This is a genomic window from Clostridium sp. CM038 (assembly GCF_055081105.1).
Map to the genome: position 1 here is coordinate 2,781,048 of NZ_CM143651.1, position 17,636 is coordinate 2,798,683.

Annotated in this window: 16 protein-coding genes; 7 read left to right on the top strand and 9 right to left on the bottom strand. The window is 31.9% G+C overall.

Annotated elements, in window-relative coordinates:
* Positions 1-41: 41 nt before the first annotated feature.
* Positions 42-401, top strand: coding sequence for a hypothetical protein (locus ACWJKS_RS12910; RefSeq protein ID WP_165411965.1), 360 nt, complete (start codon positions 42-44; stop codon positions 399-401).
* 76 nt (positions 402-477) lie between these two features.
* Here ACWJKS_RS12910 and ndk read toward each other — a convergent pair whose 3' ends face one another.
* The 3 genes from ndk to ACWJKS_RS12925 form a co-directional block, all read right to left on the bottom strand.
* Positions 478-969, bottom strand: a complete 492-nt coding sequence (gene ndk, locus ACWJKS_RS12915) for a nucleoside-diphosphate kinase (protein ID WP_216301715.1) — start codon at positions 967-969, stop codon at positions 478-480.
* Positions 970-1,057: 88 nt separating this feature from the next.
* Positions 1,058-1,267: a hypothetical protein gene (locus ACWJKS_RS12920; RefSeq protein ID WP_165411967.1), complete on the bottom strand. Its 210-nt coding sequence runs from the start codon at positions 1,265-1,267 to the stop codon at positions 1,058-1,060.
* 185 nt (positions 1,268-1,452) lie between these two features.
* Positions 1,453-2,094 (bottom strand): lactate utilization protein, encoded by a 642-nt coding sequence (locus ACWJKS_RS12925; RefSeq protein WP_216301714.1) that lies wholly within the window; start codon positions 2,092-2,094, stop codon positions 1,453-1,455.
* A gap of 157 nt (positions 2,095-2,251) precedes the next feature.
* Here ACWJKS_RS12925 and ACWJKS_RS12930 point away from each other — a divergent pair, with 157 nt between their 5' ends.
* Both ACWJKS_RS12930 and ACWJKS_RS12935 read left to right on the top strand, forming a co-directional pair.
* Positions 2,252-2,611, top strand: coding sequence for a winged helix-turn-helix transcriptional regulator (locus ACWJKS_RS12930; RefSeq protein WP_165411969.1), 360 nt, complete (start codon positions 2,252-2,254; stop codon positions 2,609-2,611).
* 127 nt (positions 2,612-2,738) lie between these two features.
* Positions 2,739-3,089, top strand: coding sequence for a hypothetical protein (locus ACWJKS_RS12935; protein WP_216301713.1), 351 nt, complete (start codon positions 2,739-2,741; stop codon positions 3,087-3,089).
* Between the two features lie 23 nt (positions 3,090-3,112).
* Here ACWJKS_RS12935 and ACWJKS_RS12940 read toward each other — a convergent pair whose 3' ends face one another.
* Positions 3,113-3,727 carry an NUDIX hydrolase gene (locus ACWJKS_RS12940; protein ID WP_216301712.1) on the bottom strand — a complete coding sequence of 205 codons (615 nt, stop codon included), beginning with the start codon at positions 3,725-3,727 and terminating at the stop codon, positions 3,113-3,115.
* A 236-nt stretch (positions 3,728-3,963) separates the two neighbouring features.
* Here ACWJKS_RS12940 and ACWJKS_RS12945 point away from each other — a divergent pair, with 236 nt between their 5' ends.
* Positions 3,964-5,217, top strand: a complete 1,254-nt coding sequence (locus ACWJKS_RS12945) for a D-alanyl-D-alanine carboxypeptidase family protein (protein WP_216301711.1) — start codon at positions 3,964-3,966, stop codon at positions 5,215-5,217.
* Positions 5,218-5,431: 214 nt separating this feature from the next.
* Positions 5,432-5,719 (top strand): ArsR/SmtB family transcription factor, encoded by a 288-nt coding sequence (locus tag ACWJKS_RS12950; RefSeq protein ID WP_165411973.1) that lies wholly within the window; start codon positions 5,432-5,434, stop codon positions 5,717-5,719.
* Positions 5,720-5,835: 116 nt separating this feature from the next.
* Here the strand turns inward: ACWJKS_RS12950 and ACWJKS_RS12955 are convergent, their stop codons facing one another.
* On the bottom strand, positions 5,836-6,126 hold the full coding sequence (locus tag ACWJKS_RS12955; RefSeq protein ID WP_462959719.1) for an EamA family transporter: 291 nt from the start codon (positions 6,124-6,126) through the stop codon (positions 5,836-5,838).
* 266 nt (positions 6,127-6,392) lie between these two features.
* Between ACWJKS_RS12955 and ACWJKS_RS12960 the strand changes: the two genes are divergently transcribed.
* Positions 6,393-8,153, top strand: a complete 1,761-nt coding sequence (locus ACWJKS_RS12960; RefSeq protein ID WP_462959720.1) for a phosphoenolpyruvate carboxykinase — start codon at positions 6,393-6,395, stop codon at positions 8,151-8,153.
* Between the two features lie 215 nt (positions 8,154-8,368).
* Here the strand turns inward: ACWJKS_RS12960 and radA are convergent, their stop codons facing one another.
* The 4 genes from radA to ACWJKS_RS12980 all read right to left on the bottom strand — a co-directional run bounded on the left by radA (position 8,369) and on the right by ACWJKS_RS12980 (position 16,185).
* Positions 8,369-9,754, bottom strand: a complete 1,386-nt coding sequence (gene radA, locus ACWJKS_RS12965) for a DNA repair protein RadA (protein ID WP_462959721.1) — start codon at positions 9,752-9,754, stop codon at positions 8,369-8,371.
* A gap of 90 nt (positions 9,755-9,844) precedes the next feature.
* On the bottom strand, positions 9,845-11,842 hold the full coding sequence (locus tag ACWJKS_RS12970; protein ID WP_462961079.1) for a DNA topoisomerase: 1,998 nt from the start codon (positions 11,840-11,842) through the stop codon (positions 9,845-9,847).
* 136 nt (positions 11,843-11,978) lie between these two features.
* The gene (locus tag ACWJKS_RS12975) at positions 11,979-14,789 is read right to left on the bottom strand and encodes an ATP-binding protein (RefSeq protein WP_462959722.1); all 2,811 of its coding nucleotides are present in this window, start codon (positions 14,787-14,789) and stop codon (positions 11,979-11,981) included.
* Positions 14,790-14,802: 13 nt separating this feature from the next.
* Entirely contained in the window at positions 14,803-16,185 is a 1,383-nt protein-coding gene (locus ACWJKS_RS12980; RefSeq protein WP_462953708.1) for a metallophosphoesterase family protein, read from the bottom strand.
* A gap of 144 nt (positions 16,186-16,329) precedes the next feature.
* Between ACWJKS_RS12980 and ltaE the strand changes: the two genes are divergently transcribed.
* Positions 16,330-17,367: a low-specificity L-threonine aldolase gene (ltaE, locus tag ACWJKS_RS12985; protein ID WP_165411979.1), complete on the top strand. Its 1,038-nt coding sequence runs from the start codon at positions 16,330-16,332 to the stop codon at positions 17,365-17,367.
* Positions 17,368-17,636 lie beyond the last annotated feature (269 nt).

Genomic DNA, 17,636 nt, shown 5'->3' on the forward strand with positions numbered 1-17,636 from the left:
AAATATATTTGTTATCCCTAAGAGTTATACTAGGAGGACTTATGGCACAACCTTTAAAAATCAAGCTTTCAAAAATTGCTCTTGATAATCTTATGGAAATGATTAAACTTGACGATGCTTATGATAGTGTGCGATTTGTATACGTCAGCGGTTGTTGCAAAACTGCAAAAGTTGATATTTACTTAGATAATTTTAAAACTGGAGACATAAAAAATAATATTGATAATTTACCAATATTATATGATGAAACTCTTTTAGAAAACATAAATGAACTCACAGTAGCCTATAAAGATTCTAGATTTTGGATTAAGACATTATTGCCGAAAGATGCCAAGAGCCATTGTTCTAGTGCTGGCAAACAATCCTGTAATGGTTGCGGTGGACATTGTGGTTCTCATTAACCACATGTAATATGTGATTAATATGGAAATACTTAAAAAGGCTAGCCAATATTATTGGTTAGCCTTTTAGTTAAAATTATACATTTATTGATAGACCATCTGTTTTTGAAAACAAATCAACAGTTCCCTTATACTGATCTTGGTATGTAAGCTTTTGAAGGCTCGCAAGCTCCGGAAACCATAACGCAATCTCATGTTCTGCACTTTCAATGCTATCAGAGGCGTGAACTAAATTTTTAGTTTTATCCAAAGTGAATTTCCCTCTTATACTGCCAAGTTCCGCTTTTACAGGATCCTTATCTCCATTGATTTTACGCACTACATCAACAGCTTTTTCACCCATTAAAATAATTGCACATATTTTACCTTCAGTAATATAATTTATTAACGCATCAAAAAATTTCTTTCCTGCGTGTTCACTATAATGTTTTTTAGCAATGTCCTTTGTAGCAGTAATCATTTTGAGCGACACAATTTCTAATGATTTCTCTTCATATTGATTAAGAATTTTCCCAATAAGTCCTCGTTTAACTCCATCTGGTTTAATTAAAACCAAAGTTCTTTCCATTTAAATTCACTCCCCCGCATTGTATATTTATAAACTAAATTATATCCTATTATTAGATATTATACACAAACTTTCATTAATATTCCTACTAGTATTCTTTGTATAGTAATCTAAGTGGTGAAGTTTTATCATCACTAAATAAATCATAATCAGAAATATTTTTAATATCAAATGGTTTATAATTTCTCAATTCATCAAACGGGCATTTCCCTCCATTATCTACCCATTTATGTAATGCACACTCCTTAAAGCAGTCTACTTCTTCTTCTATAGTTGTCAGAAAATCACACTGTAACATTTCATCACCTCGTCCCATATTTTGTTATTTAAGTAACATCATTACTCTCATAACATTATAAGACATTCTAGTGATAATTTGAAGTGCTTTTTTAAATTTTACATATAAATATATAGACAAAAATATACAAATTATCTTCCCTTCTGAGATGTCATTAAATCATCACCTGCGGTGCTGAAATATCGTTAAAAACCGAAGTCCTCACCAATTACAACTACAGTAATATCAGTTCTCATAGGCTTTCTTTTAATTACAGAATAGATCCTACAGATTCTAGTATCTGTTTTGCAGTCATTGCAAACTCCCGTCTTAGTACAAGGATTGGGCATATTTAGTCTCATATTATTCTTTGGTGCCGCAATTTGTTCTATTCGTTCAAAAGCTGAAGCTTCATTTTTACAAATTTTATTAACCCCTACTACAACAATGACTTTTTTAGGTCCAAAGCTCATTGCTGCCACTCTATTTCCTGCCCCATCAACGTTAACAAGCTCTCCATCTAAAGTTACAGCATTAGAACTACATAAATAAACATCACTAAGGAGCTCACCCCTCATAGTCTCCACTTTTTCGTAAGGTGTTAAAGTTGGATCACCATGATCTAACACAACTCCTCCCATGGCCTTTACCTTTTCTTGTATACCAAGTTCACTTATAGTCATTGATCCTCCAAAACCTACTCTGTCACCCTTGTGTACATTACTCATTATAAATTCTGAGGCTTCCTCACCTTTTTCTAAATAAACTGCTGAAAAACCATTTTTTTTAAGAACCTCTACTACTTTTGACCCAATAGTCTCTTTATGCCATGTATGAATTTCTTTCATTTCTTTCCCTCCTTTTTTAAGGAGGATTATATCATTGTATATAAAATATATCAATGATATAATTGTATATACCAAAGGTTTTTTAATCAAGTACTCACTTATAAGTTACTTAGTATACTAAGAACTGTTACCACTCGAACTAACACTAGGAGGTATTATGAGCGATAAAATTATGAAAATAAATAATAAAGAATATAGTTGTGCCATAGAGTTAACACTAGATATAATAGGTGGTAAGTGGAAGCCAATTATTCTTTGGAAATTAGCCCAAAACGGTGTATTAAGATTTAGCGAATTGAAACGCTCCATGGGTGGAATAACACAAAAAATGTTAACACAACAGCTTAGAGAATTAGAATCATATGAAATGGTTCATAGAAAAGTTTATGCAGAAGTTCCTCCTAAGGTAGAATACTCTTTAACAAAACAAGGCAAAAGTGTAATGCCTATATTAGACGTTATGTGTAAGTGGGGAACTGATTATTATGAAGGCATCGTCTCTGACAACAAAGAATAGTGATTTTTAAAGGGTGGACTTTTCCACTCTTTTTTTGATATGTTCAAATTAAGTATGCTAATCATCAGCTAACTAAACATATTTTTTAACTTTTAGGGCATATTAATTGCTAAAAGGAGTGATTTTTTTGAATGTAACCAGTACTTCATTATCATATATGTTTTTTGCAATTTCTATAGTATCATTTATATTTTTCTTGTATTACAAATTTCTAGTAATTAACACAGGTGATAAAAGTAAAAGACGAGATAAAATCATTGGATCAATGAAAGACCCTGAGCATTGGAGACACGGAAATAATATCATGGCTTTTATTTCTCTATTTTGGGCCTTAATATCGCAAAGTGCGTTTATTTATCTAAAATTTTTCTATAAATCAGGATTAGTTTCAATTATATATGTTTTTATCTATTTGGTTCTTATCTCACTAAGTGTTTTATTATTCATTAAGAAAAACAAAGTCGCACGCAGTAAATAATATAACTACAAAACAGTAATAATCTATTTCTTATTACTGTTTTGTAAAATTTCAATAAAACTTTTAATAATCTGCCCTGTAAAACCCCATATCTTATAGTTATTATATTCATAAAAATGCTCATCTAGATACCCTTTTCTAAACTTATAGTCTTTTCCTCCATTTATTAAATGAAAAGGAAAACCCTCTTGGTTTATGGGACCTATCTCCATTCTATAAAGCAGTGGTTCATTTTCCAAAAAGAATTTTAGTGGAACTTTAAAAACGTGATCTACTTCATCCTCATTAGGATTTATTTCACCATATTTTAGTTTGCCTACAAAAGCATATAGCAAGTTACCATAAGGGCTTATATAATAATCCATATCCCCTATAATTTCAATTTGATCGATTTTCAAATTTAATTCTTCCATAGTTTCTCTTATAGAAGTTTCCCTTGGATTTTCATCTAGTTCCACCTTTCCACCTGGAAGACAAACATCGCCTGGCTGGCTTCTTAATTTGTGTGCACGCACTTCAAATACAATAGATAATCCCTCTGCATCCTCCGTAAGTAATATCATAACTGCACTCTCTTTAAATTCTCCAATAACCTTAGAATCTCTATTTTTAAATATTTTTTCTAGCTTATTTACCATACCTATTACCTCCTGATTCAACCTACTTATATAATATACCAAGATACTCAAATAATAAACCAAACCTTTCATTATTTTGGTTCTCACATATCAAACATAAATATATTGTATTAACTTCATCCTAAATACATCTTCATTAATCAATGTACCTTGTTCTTAATATCTTAAAATGATATACTTGCTTTATAATTATCAATAGATAAAGATAAAATTCAATACAAATGGAGAGATGAAAATTGAAAAGAAAAAATCGGCTTTTATTATTTACACTAGTGTTTACTTTAATATTTTCTACAACTGTTTTAGCTGCTGTTAACCCACCAGAATTAATTGGTAAAGCTGCCATTTCTGTAGATATGGATACTAACGAAATTATTTACACCAAAAACATTGATAATAAGATGTACCCAGCAAGTATTACAAAGCTTATTACAGCTTTACTACTAGCTGAAAATAAAAAATCAACAGATAATTTAAATTATACAAAAACTGCAAAAGAACAACCATCTTACTCTTATAATCTAAATGTACAGCCTGTAGCAATTGGAGATACAATGTCCGCTGACAACGTAATGGATGGACTTCTTCTTTATTCGGGAAATGATATAGCCTATATGATTGCCGATAACGTTGGTCAAAATCCAACTAATTTTGCTAAAATGATGAATGACAAGGCTACGAATCTAGGAATGAAAGGCTCTCATTTTATCACACCTAATGGTTTGGATGATAAAAATGATCAACATTATACAACTGCTTATGACCTAACTCTTTTAGGTAGAGCTGCTTATAAAAATGATTGGGTAAAAAAGTCTATGGGTAAAAAAACAAGTATAATAAAATCTGCTAATGGGGTCGAAGCTACTGTTCAGAATAGAAATAAACTTCTTGGCATAGAAGGCAACATAGGTGGTAAAACTGGCTATACAGAAAAGGCTGGAAGATGCTTAGTTTCTATATATGAACGTAACGGTCGCCATATCATAGGCGTTGTTATGAATTCTGAGAATGATGCAAAAGATACAAAGGTATTTGAAGATATGAAAAAACTAATTGACTTTAGTTATGACGCTAAAAAAGAAGTGCTTAATAAAAAAGCTACTGAAATCAAAACAATTTCTGTACCCTATAAGGTTATTCCATTCATAGGACCAGAAAAAACAATTGATGTGCCATTAGAGTCAAAGGAAGATGTGACTTTTTATAAAAATGATGTCGCACCACAAACTTCCTCTAAAGTTTCCCTCACGAATGCATGGAAACTTAATAAAAAGACTTCTGTTGGGACATTACTTTTCAAACAAAAAGATGCTGAAAAAAGCTATAAATTATATCCAATGATTTCAAAATCTGCTCTTATTAAAGATAATATAATTATCTATGCTGCAGCTGCCATTGTACTAATCGTAGTTTTAGCATTAATTGTATTATTAATTTCTTCTATCAATCGACGTAAAAATCGTCATAGTAGAGGAATGAGATTCAAATAGGTATTTGCGAGTTTAAGGACTATATTAATTCAAAAATTAATATAGTCCTTTTTTAGGCTTTTCAAATAATTTTTTTGCGAGTATATTGACATTTATATCGTAATATACTAATATAAGAATATTAATATATTATAAGTTGTTATATTTTTCATTACATATAATGTATAAAACAAATCTAAGATAAAATTTATTGATTTTTAAAAGGAGATTTTTTATGAATGCGAATTTTGAACAATATACAGAAATTGCTGATTTATTAAAAGCTATTGCTCACCCTGCACGAATATGTATTATTAGAGGACTTATGAACAAAGGACGCTGCAATGTTAGCTATATGCAGAACTGTTTAAACCTTCCTCAATCCACCGTCTCTCAGCATCTTCAAAAACTAAAATCTTTTGGAATTATCAAAGGTGAAAGAAATGGTCTACAAATTAATTATAAAATTTGTAATGAAACCATCATAAACGTTATAAATGCGATATTTCCTGATGAACATTAGTTGTCTTTTCAAAAAATTAGCGCTATGCGCTTTTTCTAATAGTAGGTTATAATAATTACCCCTACATAATTTCATAAGTATTTATAGTTATAACTTTATAATTCCCTTTAAAACTACTACAAACAATGTTGTAAATCATCCAAGAAAATACTGCTCCAAGAGTCATCAAGTCTCCTATTCTCAAATATAAAATATAGTGTTACTCCAAAGAGACCACCCAAGGCAAATTTAAACTTCTCCTCTTTTAAAACTTTTTCCTTATGGAATTTCACTTTTAATGTTATAAATAAAATTATTGCAGCTAACATAACTCTATAAAATGCCGATAATGTTGGCTCTACCTCTTCTGATATAACCTTTATGCTTAAATATGATAAGCTCCACATAAACATTAAGATAGTTGCCAATATCTAGTTACTCTAATATATTATTATTATAAAGCACATTTTAAAAATAACAATTCAGTATCCTAGTATGTCTATATCCCTATATATTTTCATGTGCATAATATATTAAAATATGATTTATGCAATTTAGGTGTTGTTAATATTTCATTTTTGCAGTATTATATTATAGTATTCAAGTTTCAACCGCCACTTATGAAATGTTTTTTTATATTAATTTCATTTCGTTAAAACGCAAAAATTATCTACTCACATATGGAGGTGCCAATTTGAAAAAAGAATTTTCTTTAAGTAACGATAAAGTAATGATAAATTTCACTGCAAAATACTGTAATAGTCCTGAAACCCTATTAGAAAGTGCTGGCTTTCGACGGGTTTTCAACGCATATCTCAAAAAAATAAAAAAGAAAAAATCGAATATATATAAATATTTAATCCAAAATGCACACACAGACAATGAGAATTTAGATGTCTTCATTGTACATTTATTTAAACTCTTATCTGTATTAAATGTACATGAGATTACAAATTTAAACACTAAATATAGTTCCCTTATAAGTAGCAAGGATACTTTTATTGATTTTATAGAAGATTTCTATGGCTTTTGGAGAAAACTTGAAAGATACACTGTAATTCACAACAATAAAATCAATGATGGCCTTGAGAAAACAAGCTTTGTTGAAGCTAACAATGATTTTTCAATGCTTATACTTAATTTATACAGAAAAATTGAAGAGAATGTTGTTGGCTATAAACCTAAGGTTTACAGGCAACTGCCCGCAGGTGGCAATGCTGGTCTAATTGTTAATAATTCATATTGGCCAATGCCTTCTGGATATGAGCTATTAAAAGACGTTCCATTTATTGATTCAATAATATTAGATTTACCTTATATAAGCTACCCTAAAAAGAATACTCGTAATGGAATTTTTAATGAATGCTTTGAAAACCCATTGAAAAATTGTACTATAAGCACAGACCATTGGTTTTGTTATCCAGCTAAAGTAGGCACTTTACTTGCATTCATTTATATTCACAGAGATTTTATGGCCCATGCAATAACGCTATGTAACCTCTTTGAAATGGCAAGTGAAAGCGAATATAGGGGCATTAAGCCAGATATAGTTTTTGTTTTTGGTGGTAAAGATTCTTCTAATATTAAAAATTCCTCTTCTAAAGGCAGCACAGTATTTTATGATGATGTAGCAAATAATATCATGCTTGGCTATATAAGTTATGGCGATGAAATTGATTATTTCGGATATGTAAAAAAGATGACCTTAACACTTCATAACTTAATAATGATTAAACGCGGTTCTCTGCCAATTCATGGCGCAATGGTAAACATTATTATGAATAATGGTAACAGCGCAAATATTGTTATCATGGGTGATAGCGGTGCGGGTAAGTCTGAATGCTTAGAAGCCTTTAGAAGTTTAAGTGAAGATTATATCAGTGACATGACCATAGTCTTTGATGACATGGGCGTTCTTACTCTAAACGAAGGTGCTAAACCATTAGCCTTTGGAACTGAAATTGGTGCTTTCGTAAGACTCGATGATTTAGATGCAGGTTATGCCTTTAAAGAAATTGATAGAAGCATATTTATGAATCCTGATAAAATTAATGCAAGACTTGTTATGCCAGTAGCAAGCTATAAAGATATTATTAAGGGTTATCCCATAGATTTATTTCTCTATGCAAATAATTATGAAGAAGTAACCTGTGATATTGAAGAAATTAATTTCTTTACGAATCCTGCGGACGCTATTGATGTTTGCAAAAGAGGGTCAAGGATGGCAAAAGGTACTACTACTGAATTAGGTCTTGTAACCTCTTATTTTGCAAACCCTTTTGGTCCTGTTCAAAAACAAGAACTAGTAGATGTACTTCTAGTGAACTATTTTGACGAATTCTTCAAAACAGGGGTAAAAGTTGGACAAATCAGAACTTCCTTGGGTGTAAAAGGACAAGAAAAAGATGGTCCTAAAAAGGCAGCTAAAAAACTATTTGAATTAATTATAAAATAAGAGTGCAATCCGTATGAAGTTTCTCCTGCGTGACTCCAAATAAGAGCTTGAAAAGTGAAGTTCCATACTATTGTGCATCTCCATATTCAAAGATGGAGCTCTTGCGCGACCATGGAAGAGAACGGTCTGGCGGCTAACAACGATAGGTGGGACAGACCCGCGACCTATCGGAAAAGGCCACTGAAATATGTATAAATATTTCAGTGGCCTTTTCATTATTGCTTGAATTCTTTTTCAATAACATCGGTTAATTTTTTACATGGGATAACCTTTAATTTCTTAAATTTAACCCCTGCTTTTAAACAATTTTGAGGTATATAAGCCTTTTTAAACCCCATCCTGTCTACTTCTTTTAGTCTTTGCTCTAAAGATGGGACTTTTTTTAATTCACCAGTAAGACCCAGTTCTCCAATAAATACTGTATCTGTAGCTATCCCATGATTAAGCGTAGAAGATGCGATGCTCATAACTACAGCAAGATTCACCGATGTTTCAGTTAATTTAAGACCCCCTGTTGCTTTTATAATAACATTCTTATCATAAAGCCCTATCCCTCCCCTTTCTTCAAGAATAGAAATAAGGGTTCCCAGTTGTTCCTTCCTTGAAAAACACTCACTTAACCTACTCGGGTAAGGAGTAAAAGATTTAGATACAAGACTTTCTATTTCTATAACAATGGGTCTTGTTCCATCCTTTATAACAGCTAAGGCACTTCCTGGAACCAACTCATTTCTTTTGGTCATAAAAAACTCAGAAGGATCAGTAATCTCTTCCATTCCTATGTCCGAAAGCCTAAACATACCACTCTCTTCCGTATTTCCGAAACGATTCTTCTTACTTACCAAGTGTTTTAGCTCTTCTCCATCTTCTCCTTCAATATATAATACAGTGTCTACTAAATGCTCTAATATGCGCGGTCCTGCCATCTCGTCTGCCTTTGTCATTTGCCCAACCAGAAAAACAGCTCTTGGCCTCTCTGGATTTTTTGCTTTATCCTTTAAAGCTGTGGCGCATTCAATTACTTGAGTAGGAGAACCAGCCCTCGAACTTGAATATTCCTCCAAAGTGAATGTTTGAATACTGTCAAGTATTATCAAATCAGCATCGACAGCTTCTATATGTTGTAATATTTCATCTAACTTTGTATCTGAAACAACCCAAAAATTATCAGCGATCTCTTTTACTGTTCTGTCAGCTCTATTTTTAATTTGGCTATTACTTTCCTCTCCAGACGCATATAAAACTTTATATCCTTTTAATGACAGTGAATTTGCGAGTTGTAGCAAAAGTGTAGACTTTCCCGCCCCTGGGGGAGCAGATATAATAGTCACACTATCTCTAACTATTCCTCCACCCATAACCCTATCAAACTCTGAAACTCCAGTAATTATTCTATCACTGTTCGCCTGTACAACCGCCTTTAGTTTTGTAGGTTTAGTTGTTGTTCCCATACTATTTAAAGTATTTGATTTAGCAGAGCCCGCCTTAACCACTTTCTCTTCATATGAATTCCATGCACCGCAATCATTACATTTACCCATCCATTTTGGAGCATGTGACCCACACTCTTTACAAACATAGATTATTTTATCTTTTGCCAATTAGAGCCATCTCCCTTTAATTATAATATCAGTGAAATTCAGAAAAAAGATAAGCAGAAGATATATTTTACGTTCTGCTTATCTTTTCTATTATTCCACCTTAGCTTTTGAATTTTTGTAAAACCCACTTACCATATCAAAATTGTTTTTAAGCCTTTGTCCATTATTCAGTTTAAGTACCCTATCATTATTTTTAATAATATAATTTTCAAGCTTTTCCATGTACAAATCTCCAGCTATTTCTTTTTGAGTAACCATGGTTAATCCTTTTTCCCAACTAGCTGTTAACTCTGGATTTAAAAGCGTGGGGATAGAATTTTTCACCACATCATAGATAATTTCTCCAAGTAGAGTAGGCATAACTACTTGTGTTTTATTATTAGATTTAATGTATTCTATTTTTTCAAGCTTCGTTAAAATCCCTGAACGAGTGGCACTTGTACCAATACCTGACCCTTTTATATGTTCTCTTAGTTCTTCATCTTCAATTAGCTTACCTGCATTTTCCATAGCTATAATAATTGAACCTGTGGTAAACCTTTTAGGGGGAGAAGTTTTACCTTCTTTTACAACTAAATCTTCAATTTCTACACTTTGACCTTTTTTTAATGTACTCAAAAATTTCATATTTGTGCTTTCACTATCATTGCTATCCCTATCCGGTTTTAAAACCTCCAAATATCCAAGTTCAACGCACACCTTGTCTGAGGTGAAAAATCTTTCTTTGTCAATCTTTGTTATAACAGAGACCTTACTATACACAGCAGGCGGATAAAAAATCGCCAAAAACCGTCGTAACACTAAGTCATAAATTTTCTTTTGTATATCCTTTAATGATGAATAGTTTTGAAGCCCTTCACCTGTTGGAATAATAGCATAATGATCTGTTACCTTGCTATCATCAACATATTTTGTTTTAGCTATATTACTATACCATTTTTTCCCTAAAATAGTCTGAGCTATATTATTTATCTCAGCATTTCCATTTAACTTCGTTAATTTTTTTATATTCTCATCTATTTCTTTTGCTATCGCTGTAGTCAATACCCTAGCATCCGTTCTTGGATATGTAAGCATTTTCTTCTCATATAATGCTTGAATGTGACTAAGCGTTTGCTCTGGATTTATTTTAAATTTCTTAGAACACTCATTTTGTATTTCTGCTAAATTAAAAAGCAGCGGAGCATTTTTGTTTTCTTTTTTCTTAGTAATATTTTCAACGAAAACTTTACCATCTATACTTGAATCCCTTAGTTCTCCCATCAACTTTTCCGCCGTTTCCTTGGTTTTGAACCCACCCTCATTATAAAGCATAGGTGAATCAAAATACTTAGAACCTTCTACGGCTTTCCATTCTCCCTCATAATTACAACCTTCATCTACCTTAAAACTGACCATAATCTTATAAAAAGGAGTAACAACAAACTCGCGAACTTCTCTTTCCCTTTGAACTACCATTCCAAGCACACAAGACATTACTCGTCCCACAGCAATAACTATATAATTTTTTCCAAGATAATTGCTTACAGTTTTTCCATATACTAAACTTAAAAGCCTTGAGAAATTAATTCCCATTAGATAATCCTCTTTTGCTCTTAAATAGGCCGCTTCAGATAAATTATCATATTCACTCAAATCCTTTGCTTCTTTAACTCCTCGAATAATCTCAGCTTCCGTTTGTGAATCTATCCACACTCTTCGTTTTTGCTTATTAGGAGTCGCCGCCATTTCATCTACTAATCTATATATGTACTCCCCTTCTCGCCCCGAATCTGTACAAACATAAATTCTATCAATATCTTCACGTATTAGTTGGCTTTTAACTATATTAAATTGTTTTTTCACTCCATCTATAACTTCATATTTATACTTTTTAGGTAAAAATGGCAAAGTATCTAAAGACCACTTTTTAAGTTTTGCATCATATTTTTCTGGGTAACTCATAGTAACAAGATGTCCCACGCACCATGTAACAACAGCTTTATCAGACTCTATATATCCATCAAACTTTCTACCATTTATTTTTAAGACTTTGGCAAATTCCGCAGCAACACTTGGTTTCTCTGTAATAAATAACGCCTTACTAATAATTACCACTTCACTTTCCATTAAATCATCTCCTGCGGAGCTGAAGTATTAACAAACTCTATAATACATGCTCTAATAATTGTATTAAGCAATCTATTATACCATTTTTTACGCACCTATTTCAAAGGAAATGCACTTATAGTTCTTTTAGATATTTTTTCAAATCTCCCCCTGTGCTTTTTTCAAACTTACCCTTGTCTAATTTGAAATATTGTGCCTGCTTCTCTAGATCATTTATTAACTCTACTAAAGTTGCATGACAGGTAAGTACAAAAATCTGATGAGTTTTTGAAAGCTGTACTAATGCCTTAACTGTATTTTTCGTATGTGCAATATCAAAGTTAACAAAGGAATCGTCTAAAATCACTGGTAAACTTGGCTTAATTTCTTTTATTCTGCTTATACGAACTGCCAAAAATAATTGTTCTTTTGTGCCCCTGCTTAACTCTCTTGAACTCTCCTTAACACTCTCATCTCGTAATACAGTTTTAAAGTCTCCCTGCATTAAATCTTCCATAGGCACAATATCTTTGTATTCCCCAGAGGTTATTTCACTTAGAATATCACTAGCTCCTTTTAATAACTTATCCTTAGTACTTTCTAAAAACTTTTCTCTGATTTTTTCGAGTAATAAAGCTGCTGTATTATAAACAGCATATTTTTCTGCAAGGGGCCGCAAGTGGCCTCTTGCCTGTCTAATTTCTTTATCGTATTGCACTAACATCTCATCAGAATTTAAGGCTAGGAGTTCATCTTTTAAAGTTTGTTTTTCATTCTTTAAAATATCCAATTGCCCTATCAATTCTTTAATTTCAGCATTTAATCCCTCATATTCATAAGTGAGTTCATCTATATTGATATACTCCCTATATAAATTTTCAAGGATTTTTAATAGATTTGCATCATCACTGGGCGCAGCTTCTACTTTCCCATCATATAATATTTTTTTTATACGCTGGCTTTTTACCGATTGCAATAACTTCTCCTGAATAATTTTTAATTCGTTCTGCATATTTAAATATTTTATATACTTTTCTATATTTAATATTATATCCTCTAAGTAATTGCTTCCAAGGAGCCCCAATATTTCATGCTCTACCATGTTTAATTTTAAGTAACTTTCATGGGCTTTTTCCACCAGTATCAAATACTTATATAACTCCTCTAACTTTAGCAGTATGTCGCTACAAATATTTTCAATATTATCTAAATTTATTTCCTCTGGATTTTTAGACTTAAACTCAGTAAATCTTTTAAGCACCTCATCAATACCACTTAAAGATTCATTAAGGGTATTAAAGTGACTGCTTAGTTTTTTCTTTAATAAATAGTACTCCGATATTTCATCCTTTAAATAAGACACGGTTTTAAAATAATCCTTGATACCTTCTACTGAGACTCTTCCATCAAGCTTTAGAATGTCCCTATACTCGTCCATTATGTTGTTTAGTTCTCTTAAATCCTCATCTAAGCTTATTATTTCCTGGGAATTATTACTGATATCACCTGATCTATTGTCTATCTGAGTTTTAATTTCTATATTTCTATTTATAATTAGTTTGCTATTTGAGTAATTTATAAACAAATATAGGGCTGATCCTATTGCCCCAATTATTATTAGTGAACACCCAATCAATTTATCAATAAAAAATAATGCCAAGCCTAAAATCATAAAAGATATTGTAAGATAAAAATACTTTTTCATATAAGTTGCAGAATCGCAGGTTACTATTTGTTTTTCTAAGATCTCCCTTTGGATTTTGAGGTCTCCACTTCTTTTATCACAAAGTACTCTATCGTATTCTGCCTTTTTAAATTTTTCAATATTCTGTATTAAAATGCATTGTTGCACCTCATCACAATTAATCTCTGAAATATCTTTAAAACTAGACCAGTTATCATTTGATTTTTTAATTTTATTCATTAATAACTGTGTTTTCTCATAATACTCATTTTTTTCACTTAGTAGGTTCTTGTTCATTTCCTTAATGCCTGATATTCCATTATAAAAATCACTAATTAAATCCTTGCTACCTAAAAGTAATTCTTTCATAGGTTTCTCTGTGATTATTTCCCTTTGAAATTCATTGTTGTCATTATTGTACTGTTCTAACTCTTTAATATATTGAGTTTTTAGAGTCTTTGCTTTTTCTATATTATATTCCTTTATATGGCTATGACTAAAAAAATATGTTTGAAGCTCACCCTCAATATTTTTTCTGTCTTGGTTAAGCTCATAATTGTGCCTTAAAATGTCTAATTTAATTATATTATTATTGCTAATCTCAAGCTGCTTCTCCTTTGAAATTATGGTAGCCTGAAGACGGGACAATCTATTTTTTTTTTCAGCAAAAGTATCTAACATGGATATGGATTTTTCCCTTCCCTCTACGCCTTTTTTAATATTCTCCGTGAAGGGCTTAAACATTTTAGTTGATGGATTTCCACGAGTTCCACCGATTGTATTAGCTTTTTCCCTTAACTCTTTAGCAACTCCAGGAATTTTTGCAATATGCTTAAAACCTGCACCCAGTAGCATAGACTGTAGGTTACTATCTTCCTTGCCAGAGCTTTTATTGAGTTCATCAAGACTTATGGTAAAGAGTTCTCTGTAGGCTGATTTATCTATATTATATAACCCTTTATTAGCTTTATTGTCTGTAGCATTATTATAAACTATCTCCGGATTACTAAATCCTTTTAAAAGTACATTTACGCCATTTCCATCATCTAATAATAAATCACATCGTACATTGTATTGGAATTTAGCTGGGGGTATACCGCTATTCTTTGAAAACCCAAAGGGGATATTTCTAAGTACCTGCATTAAGGTAGTTTTACCAGATCTATTTGCACCACCAATAACTATTATGCCGCTACCCAAGTCTTCCAGTTTTTCACCTTGAAACACGCCAAAATCTCTAATATCTAGCTGTGTTATTTTCAAATTCTCACCACCCCTACATTATTTCTAAAGCTTCTGCCAATTTTTCAATAAGCAATTCTCTAGCTTGTGATATAATATCCTGCATAATCTCTTCATCAAAATCAAATTTATCTTCATCTATATTTTCTGTATAAATTTGTTTTTTCCAAATGGATCCCCAATTTTTCGCAAGTTGGTTTTTATGCTCAGGGTCCTCAGTATATAAGCTAATTATTTCATCTAAATCCTTAAAAATAGAGTTTTGCATTTTTAGACTTTCAAAATCCTGCATAAGTGGTTTGGTTCTAAATATTATGGAATCTATCCACAGAAAATATTTTTGGGCGACCAGTTCTTCATTTATATCCTCTATAAACTGCTTATAATCATCTTCCGTCATGTTATTTATATCACCGTGCATATCTGTTCTTCCTTTTATTATAAGCTTCACAATATAGCCTTTAAATTCATCCAATAGATCTTCGTTTAAAGGCGTACTTTCCTTAGAATATGTATCTTCATTTAAAGGAACAATCTCGCTATAAATTTCAGGAAGGCTATATGTTAAACTACTTATCTTATCGTAAATTACTCGAAGTAAATCACTATAATTTTCTATTTCATTCTCATCACCTATTATTACTTCTACCCTTTTATACATAACTGTTGCTACAGGTATGAATTCCATATGGGCAATTTCTTTCTTGCATGCTGTAACTAAGAAAACTCCCCCTACTCCCTGTTCCCCCATATCACGCCCTTGAGGAATCCCTGGGAAAGCTATAATAGGTTTCATAGTGCTTAAAATACTTAGTTTATGAATATGACCTAGAGCCCAATAATCTATATTAGGCACCACCTTAAGTTCCTCCAAAGTGCAAGGAACATAATTTTTATTATCCCCTTCTAAAGCAGTATGTAGCATTGCAATATTAAAAACATCATTATCCAATAAATAATTCTCATATATTTTTTCTCTTTCGGATCGATGCTTATAAGATTTCCCAATAATTTTTGCTATAACTTTCCCTTCTTTGTATACCACAAAACTCTCTGCTTTATCAGCGCTTAATATATGAACATTTTGTGGCATAGCAAATAATTCCTGTGCATCATTTATAGCATCGTGATTACCGTAAATAGCATATACACTTATATCTTTTTCATTTAGTCTTTCGCATTGATTAATAAAAAAACTATTTCCTCTTACTGATCTTAAATAGCTATCATAAACGTCTCCACAAAGTAATATAAAATCTACCTTGTATGAAATAGCTTTATTACATATCCTTTCAAAGGCATCATAGACAGCGTCTTTACACAAGCCTTGAATTTCCTCCTGTGGTTTCCCATTTATATTAAGAAAGGAACCTAAATGCAAGTCTGCAGCATGAATAAATCGAAATGTTCCACTCATTACTTTACCACCCCCTAATATAGATTTTACCATAAAAACCAAAAGTAATATTACTACTACTCCATTAAGATTTTATTATTCCCTACAATATAAAAAAATTTAAGTTATAATAGTATCTATAAATATTTTAGGGAGGTTATTAAAATGAAATTTATAGATTTAAGAAGTGATACAGTAACGCAGCCTACACAAAATATGAGACAAGCTATGTTCACAGCTGAAGTTGGAGATGATGTTTATGGAGATGATCCAACTGTAAAAACACTAGAAGAGTATGCTGCTAAACTTGTTGGCAAAGAAGCTGCGCTATTTGTACCAAGTGGTACAATGGGTAATCAACTAGCACTTTTTACTCATTGCACTAGGGGTAATGAAGTAATTCTTGGTGATGATTGCCATATAGTAATGCATGAAGTTGCTGGTGCATCAATAATTGCTGGGGTTCAGCTTAGAACTCTAATGAGCAATAAGGGTGAATTAGATCCTAAAGAAATTGAATCTAAAATCAGAAAAGAGGAAGAAGACATTCATTATCCTAGTACAGGCCTTATATGCATAGAAAATGCTCATTCCTTCGGTACAGTAATACCTCTAAGTACAATGAAAAAAATTTACACCTTGGCAAAAGGGCATGAAGTACCTGTTCACTTAGATGGAGCAAGGCTTTTTAATGCTTCTGCTTACTTAGATGTGGATGCAAAAGAAATTACTAAGTATTGTGATTCTGTTATGTTTTGCCTATCCAAAGCTCTTTGTGCACCTATAGGTTCTATGCTTGCGGGCAGTAAAATTTTTATTGATAAGGCAAGAAAGAAAAGAAAAGTTTTAGGTGGAGGTTTAAGGCAATCCGGTATTCTAGCTGCAGCAGGCCTTGTAGCACTTTGTGAGATGATTCCACAACTTAAAATAGATCATAAAAATGCTATAGTTCTAGGCGAAGAATTGTCAAAAATCCCTGGCATAGTAGTCAATAAGGAATATATCCATATTAATATGGTATTCTTTGATATGAGGAGTACTGGATTTAGTAGCGATAAATTAGTAGAGAAATTCTACAATAGAGGAATAAAAATTAATGGAGAAGAAGATGGATTAATGCGTTTTGTTACTCACAATTGGGTTTCTGATAAAGATGTTGAATTTGTTATATCCTCTCTGAAAGAAATTCTTACTCTTGGCTAATTTTTATAATTTTTTTATTATGCCTTATAGTATAATAAATAAAAAAAAGCATACAATAATCTTAGTAGATGATTTATTATGGTTGAGTCTAGAGTGCTCGTAGGCTGGAAATGGCTTTAGAGTATTCGGCCAAAGGTGTATGCGAGATCTGCTAAGGTTTTGTATATGCTGGAGGGAAGATTATTATGGGTTCTTAACAGCTGGATATGTGCCTAACCGTATATATATGGTTCTCCCGGATGTGTAATATTCGAGCTAAGATGATATAG

Excerpts from the sequence above, each read along its gene's own strand:
- ACWJKS_RS12950 (WP_165411973.1), top strand. The coding sequence starts at position 5,432 with ATGAATGCGAATTTTGAACAATATACAGAAATTGCTGATTTATTAAAA.
- ACWJKS_RS12920 (WP_165411967.1), bottom strand. The coding sequence starts at position 1,267 with ATGTTACAGTGTGATTTTCTGACAACTATAGAAGAAGAAGTAGACTGC.
- ltaE (WP_165411979.1), top strand. The coding sequence starts at position 16,330 with ATGAAATTTATAGATTTAAGAAGTGATACAGTAACGCAGCCTACACAA.
- ACWJKS_RS12940 (WP_216301712.1), bottom strand. The coding sequence starts at position 3,727 with ATGGTAAATAAGCTAGAAAAAATATTTAAAAATAGAGATTCTAAGGTT.
- ACWJKS_RS12930 (WP_165411969.1), top strand. The coding sequence starts at position 2,252 with ATGAGCGATAAAATTATGAAAATAAATAATAAAGAATATAGTTGTGCC.
- ACWJKS_RS12910 (WP_165411965.1), top strand. The coding sequence starts at position 42 with ATGGCACAACCTTTAAAAATCAAGCTTTCAAAAATTGCTCTTGATAAT.
- ACWJKS_RS12925 (WP_216301714.1), bottom strand. The coding sequence starts at position 2,094 with ATGAAAGAAATTCATACATGGCATAAAGAGACTATTGGGTCAAAAGTA.
- ACWJKS_RS12980 (WP_462953708.1), bottom strand. The coding sequence starts at position 16,185 with ATGAGTGGAACATTTCGATTTATTCATGCTGCAGACTTGCATTTAGGT.
- ndk (WP_216301715.1), bottom strand. The coding sequence starts at position 969 with ATGGAAAGAACTTTGGTTTTAATTAAACCAGATGGAGTTAAACGAGGA.